This window comes from Sphaerospermopsis aphanizomenoides BCCUSP55 (assembly GCF_001586785.1).
GTDB lineage: Bacteria > Cyanobacteriota > Cyanobacteriia > Cyanobacteriales > Nostocaceae > Sphaerospermopsis_A > Sphaerospermopsis_A aphanizomenoides_A.
In genome coordinates this window covers 1-5,400 of record NZ_LUFH02000238.1, presented here as the reverse complement: position 1 = coordinate 5,400, position 5,400 = coordinate 1, and the positions used below count along the sequence as shown (strand labels likewise).

The 5,400-nt window shown below is 39.4% G+C and carries 7 protein-coding genes and 1 pseudogene; 2 read left to right on the top strand and 6 right to left on the bottom strand.

Annotated elements, in window-relative coordinates:
- The 5 genes from A0J48_RS26545 to A0J48_RS27540 form a co-directional block, all read right to left on the bottom strand.
- Window positions 1-2,435 (bottom strand): hypothetical protein (locus A0J48_RS26545; RefSeq protein WP_200327560.1); only part of this gene is annotated, 2,435 nt, incomplete at its 3' end.
- Window positions 2,422-2,676 carry a hypothetical protein gene (locus tag A0J48_RS26540; RefSeq protein ID WP_200327559.1) on the bottom strand — a complete coding sequence of 85 codons (255 nt, stop codon included), beginning with the start codon at window positions 2,674-2,676 and terminating at the stop codon, window positions 2,422-2,424. The genes A0J48_RS26540 and A0J48_RS26545, both read right to left, overlap by 14 nt.
- A gap of 50 nt (window positions 2,677-2,726) precedes the next feature.
- Window positions 2,727-2,975 carry a hypothetical protein gene (locus A0J48_RS26535; protein WP_200327558.1) on the bottom strand — a complete coding sequence of 83 codons (249 nt, stop codon included), beginning with the start codon at window positions 2,973-2,975 and terminating at the stop codon, window positions 2,727-2,729.
- A 179-nt stretch (window positions 2,976-3,154) separates the two neighbouring features.
- On the bottom strand, window positions 3,155-3,511 hold the full coding sequence (locus A0J48_RS26530) for a hypothetical protein (protein WP_200327557.1): 357 nt from the start codon (window positions 3,509-3,511) through the stop codon (window positions 3,155-3,157).
- Entirely contained in the window at window positions 3,493-3,624 is a 132-nt protein-coding gene (locus A0J48_RS27540) for a hypothetical protein (protein ID WP_267910336.1), read from the bottom strand. The genes A0J48_RS26530 and A0J48_RS27540 overlap by 19 nt, the downstream gene beginning before the upstream one ends.
- Window positions 3,625-3,714: 90 nt before the next feature.
- On the opposite strand from A0J48_RS27540, the gene A0J48_RS26525 reads away from it, so the two are divergent.
- Together A0J48_RS26525 and A0J48_RS26520 are read left to right on the top strand one after the other, a co-directional pair.
- The gene (locus A0J48_RS26525) at window positions 3,715-4,296 is read left to right on the top strand and encodes a tyrosine-type recombinase/integrase (protein WP_200327556.1); all 582 of its coding nucleotides are present in this window, start codon (window positions 3,715-3,717) and stop codon (window positions 4,294-4,296) included.
- Window positions 4,293-4,454 (top strand): hypothetical protein, encoded by a 162-nt coding sequence (locus A0J48_RS26520; RefSeq protein ID WP_200327555.1) that lies wholly within the window; start codon window positions 4,293-4,295, stop codon window positions 4,452-4,454. The genes A0J48_RS26525 and A0J48_RS26520 overlap by 4 nt, the downstream gene beginning before the upstream one ends.
- A gap of 148 nt (window positions 4,455-4,602) precedes the next feature.
- Here the strand turns inward: A0J48_RS26520 and A0J48_RS26515 are convergent.
- Window positions 4,603-5,400: pseudogene (locus A0J48_RS26515) on the bottom strand (hypothetical protein); the annotation flags it as partial.

The following is a 5,400-nucleotide window of genomic DNA, read 5'->3' as shown; positions in this document are numbered from 1 at the left end:
TCTGTGGTTTGGCTAATAACATCAAGTGGAACTTGAGTAACCATCTGCACAGTAGAAGCAGCTTGCTGTAAATTCTCCAGCGTTTGAGTAACACGATTAAACTTAGGCTGTGGATTCATCCAACCATAGGCATTTTCTAAAATCACACCACCTTTTTTCAAAGCATTACCAATCTGTCCTGTGTAAGCTGCTATCATTTCCGCAGCTTGTAAAACAGTTTGAGTTAAACCCATGAAACTAGTCAAAACATTAGTTGTAGCCTGGTAAATGCGATTAGCTTTAGCCCAAGCATTGGACAAGGTGGTATAATTTTCAGTGCCAATTATTCCCTTAACAAGATTTTCTACCGTGCTATTTAGAACCTCATTAATAGAGAAAGCTTTACCACTATCATCCTTGGGAAGAATTAAAGTAAGTACGTTAGTTAATGCCCCAATTAAGGTTTGGATGATGTCATTGGACAACATTGCAGCGTTATGAATAGTCGCTGCGAAAGTTAAAATATTTAACGCTCTATCTAATTGCAGCCATTTAAACCCATTAACAAGTTTTCCAGAAATACCACCGGGGATAAAATCACCCAACCTTCTTAATATTTCAGCAAGCGCACCTGACTGTAAAGCAGAGTTCCCATCTCTGATTTTTTGTCCTAAATCATCTTTTATGCCGTTGCCAACATTATTGATGGTGGTAATTGACGGAATTTGGCATTTAGTATTACATACACTGTCTTTAACCACATTTCCTATTTGTGTAGTTGTGGGAATTTTAGGAGTAATTAAATTTGTAGTTTGACTGGGTACTCTGCCAACTATCAAAGGTATACCAGCAATAGTAGGAATAATACTATTAATCTTTCTTTCGACTCGTTCATCCACACCTTGCCGCTCCTTCAATTGTTGATCAATTTTCCTTATATCTATAGTTTTCTGATTTAAATCATTTTTAATATCAGTCAAATCAGCCTTGATAGGCTCTAAGCCTTTGCCGATTTCGTTTTTACTTACTTGTTGAATCAAGGGAGTTATTTTTTTCTCATTATTTTTATCGCTGTCGTTAAGTCTCTCATTTAATTTTTCAACCTCAGTTCGCATATCAATCTTGACCTGACTGATTTCTGCTTGTGTCCCTGCATTCTTAGCGTTAATATCGCGCCAGAAAGCGTCTATTTGTTGCTTATTGAGCCGAGACACCTCCTCTGCTGCTTTTCTACTTCCTTGGGCTGCTTCAGCCTGGAGTTTGAAAAGATTAGAATAATAGTCTCGGTATGTTAATAAATCCTGCAAAATCTTATTGTTACTGGCAAGCTCATTTAGAGTTTGAACCCATCTAGCGTCCTGCTGTTTTTTCAATGCATTCATATCATAGGCATTGGCATATCTACTTGGATCAATATTAAAATTGATTAAATTTCCAGGCGTAATACTTCTTAAATAAGCTTGCATTTCTGGAGTTAATCTAGCAATAATATCAGCCTTAATTCTGTCAAGATTAATTGGCTCGCCTGGTTTTATTCCACCAATTTCTGCTCTAATTTGGGCAATTATTCTATTAACTTCACTAATCTGATTATTAGCTATAGCAACATCTTTACTAGCTTTATCAGCATTTTTGTTAGCGGTGTCTAATTGTTTTGATATACCATTTAATGCTGCATCTATAGCTTTTTGAAATTCAGCTTTGCTATTATTGAGCAAGTTTTTAGCAAAGCCTTGCATACCTGCTATTTGTTGTTCGAGAATACCCCTACCTGCACGAACTTCATACAAAGCATCATTGCCAAGCTTGCGAGCGGCTTCTGTTTGTTTCTGGTTATCTGCAATTTTATTTTCTAATATCTGTCTCCCAGCACGAACTTCGTACAAGGCATCATTAGCCATTGCACGAACAACAGGAACATCTTTTTCAACTTTATAAATTCTGTCTCGGTTGCGTTGGTCTTGTTGTTTTAGTTCGTAAATCTGACCGTTGGCTGTATCAATTCTTGATTTTTGTAGTTGAATCGTACTGTATATTTTGAATAAATCATTCTGGATTCTATCACCTGCTTTTTCGTTGTAATGTTGTATCAAATTCTGCATGAATAAATTACCCAAGGAAATACCTGTACTTGCAGCTGATAATGCTAACGAGGCAAGTACGCCAGAAGCTGCAACAGCCTTTTGTGCATTTCCTTTACCTGGTACTTTTTCTAGAACTTTATCCTGTACTTTCTTGACTTCTTCAAATTCTTTAGATAGCTTTTCTAAAGCTTTTTGTGTCGCCTTGGCCTTACTAAATTCTTCACTAAAAAACTTGAATCTTTGTGTAACATCAGTTAATCCTTGAGCTAATCTTTTAGTTTGCCGAAAAACACGCTGTCCCTTGGTCAAACCTTTTTCAAGGTCAGGAATCATGTTATTCAGCATTGCTGCTGTTTTTTCAAAACTTGTCATCTATTTCCTTGAGGAATTTTAATACAGCTTTTGATATTTTGTCTGCAAATAAATAAATTTGATTCGCGTCTCTTTCTAGTTCTGCAATGTAGGCTTCGAGCTTCGCTACTCGTGCAGACAAATCATTTATTTGACGGAATGATTCTTCCTGCTGAACCTTCTGCTGGAAGCAACAATCACACTTACCACCGCTGCAATTCAACGATTGTGTTAAATCACCAATTACACCACCTGCACTCATATTTCTTCCTTGATTAATTGAAGTCTTGAGATTGACTCAAGACTAACTATCTAGCTGCAATGTCTGGATTTATTCTGACTGGCTAAACCTTGAATAGTGGACCATTCAGAAGCAGTCAGACAAACACCACTACACCCAGTCCCGCAAGCAACCTGGCATTCTTCTATTGATTGGTAAATTCCTGGTGTTTTGTAGATATCCTTGTCGATGCAAGCCCCATTCAAGCAGTCATATTTGTCATTGCTACAAGCATCACAAGACCCATAGGTAGCTGGCGTGTCACCAGATACCACTGCCACAGACCCGCTCATGATATACGACCCGCCAAACATATCCACTCCATCGACTTCCCAATAAAGTGCCGATGTGCCATTGGGTGAATTTCGTGGAAGTAGTTTGCTTGTGTTGCCGCATTCTTTTCTTGTGTAAGGAGGATAAGGATAATCCGGAGTAGCGGAAAGCAAAAAGCATTTAGCCATTAGTAGTTATCCGGGTCGATAGTGGCCAGTTGATCAAGTTGCGCCAGGTTGACTGTCAGCTGATCCACACGATAGGCAACTGAATCAGTTCCACGAGTAGTAAACGAAGAAAAGCCGGGTACCACGTAAATGCTTTGGTCAGTGTCGAGTGCAAAGTCGGTTTCATTTAAAGCTGTTTTAGCGTTAAGAAGCACAGCTACGAAATGTTTCTCGGCTGTAGCAGTTGATGGTGTTGCTAAACCAGCGGTAACAAGTGCTGAATCAGGAATAAACAAGCCAGCACTAGGAGCAGAAGCGCCGCTCGCCAATCTTGTTGCACCTGTACCAAAAACTTGAGCTATTGTTTTTTCTGCCATGATGAATTATTAATAGTTTCTAAAGTCATTGATAAATCACTACCAATAACTTGTAAATATTCCACTTTTACATAAAATAGGAATATATAAAAAATGGCTGTAGCTATTGCCATATAAGAAATACAGGCTATTATTAAATGTAGGTGAAATGAAAAGTATTCCACTTTCGCCTATCTTTCCGGTAAAAGTGGAATAAAAAATAAATGAAAATTTCTGGCTTTGGAGAAGCTGCTACTTTAAGTGATACGGAATATCTTAAAATTCGTAGAAACATCAGAACCCCTAAGTACAGAATTCTTTTAGATTTAGCTTGGTACACAGGGGAAAGATGGGGTGCGCTGGTGCAACTGAGGGTTAGTGATGTGTACCACGCAGATGGTACACCACGAACGACGATCACTTTTCGGGCGGCTACTCGCAAAAAGCGGCCTGATGGTAGTGCAGAAACTCGACAGATTCCCACTCACCCCAATTTGTTGGAAGCACTACGGTCTTACACTCCTGATACTGATTCGTCTTGGTTATTCCCCAGTCGAGATGGTGAAACGTCGATAACTTGGCGCAATGCCTACGACATCTTAAAGAGGTCTGTAGAGGATGCTGGTTTAGCTACTAAGGGTATATCAACTCATTCTACCCGCCGCAGTTTTATTACTAACCTCCACCGTAAGGGTGTATCGACACCGACGATTAAAAAAATCACAGGACATAAAGATTACAAATCTTTAGAAAGATATATAGACATCAACGCCGATGAGGTAAAAGGAGCGATTTTTGCACTATGACGAATACTATTCCCCAACCTATTAAAACCAGGCTTGCTGAACTTGCTGTTTTTCCAGAAAAATACTCGCTGGCTGATTTGGCAGCAGAATTACGGCTTCTTGCAGCTGAAGTAAGTCGCGCAGCTGCTGGTGCTGAAAAATTGCCCTGGTTGTCTTAGTGTGGTATATTTGTACTTGCGGATGGGTTTTTAGGTTTTGTACCCTGTCACTTATCCGCTCTGACCTGATAAGCAAAAACTGGAAATTACCATAAAAATTCCCCCCGGCGCGTTGAGGGGATTTTTTTTGTGTGTAGGGTGCAGGGTGTCAGGCTGGTTTGATTAATTTTTCAATTTCACTCGGTGGCTTGTGCTGTGCGATCGCATTTTCTACTTTCTCTTTCATCTCCTGTGCTTTCTGAGAAGTAGTGCAACCACCAGGTATATGAATGTGTTTGATTCGTTTCTGGTAGTAGCAGTAGCGGAAATACCAAAATTTCTTCTCACCACGTTTCACATAGTATGGTTCGACCCACTGGTTAATTACTGGCTTTTCCAGAACATCATCATCAGCTTGTTCTGGAAGAATTGGTGCGATCGCACAATTTTCACTATTGATTGGTTCAGGTTCTTGCTGTGTGGTGGTTTCACAGATTGGCAAGGTTTGTTCTGGAAGAGGTAATAACTCACACAGATTAATTTTTTCTTTGGTGACTTCCTTTTCAAAATATCCCTGTGCCTTGGAAACAGATTTTAATAATTTGATAATTTTGAACTTTAGCTGTCGTTTACTATGCCAGTAAACTTGACCCTCTTCAAAATGCCAGCCCTCAATTTTTGTTGGTAACTCTTCCAGAAAATCACCGTCATCCACCTCTATAAATTCAGACATGAACACCGTGGGGATATCAGGATGCTTTGCCTGCCATTGAGCAAAAGCCTGATTATAGTCATTCAAGTTCTCGAATTCATCCGGGTCTGGTGGTTCGTGGCTGTCGTCATAGAAAAGTGTGGTTTGTCCGTTCTCTTCTACTTTTCCAGAACAATCTAGGACGGTTACTTGTTCTGGAAAAGGGATAACAGTCCAATTATCTTTATCTTTTCCAGAACAATCTGAAGAGGTTGA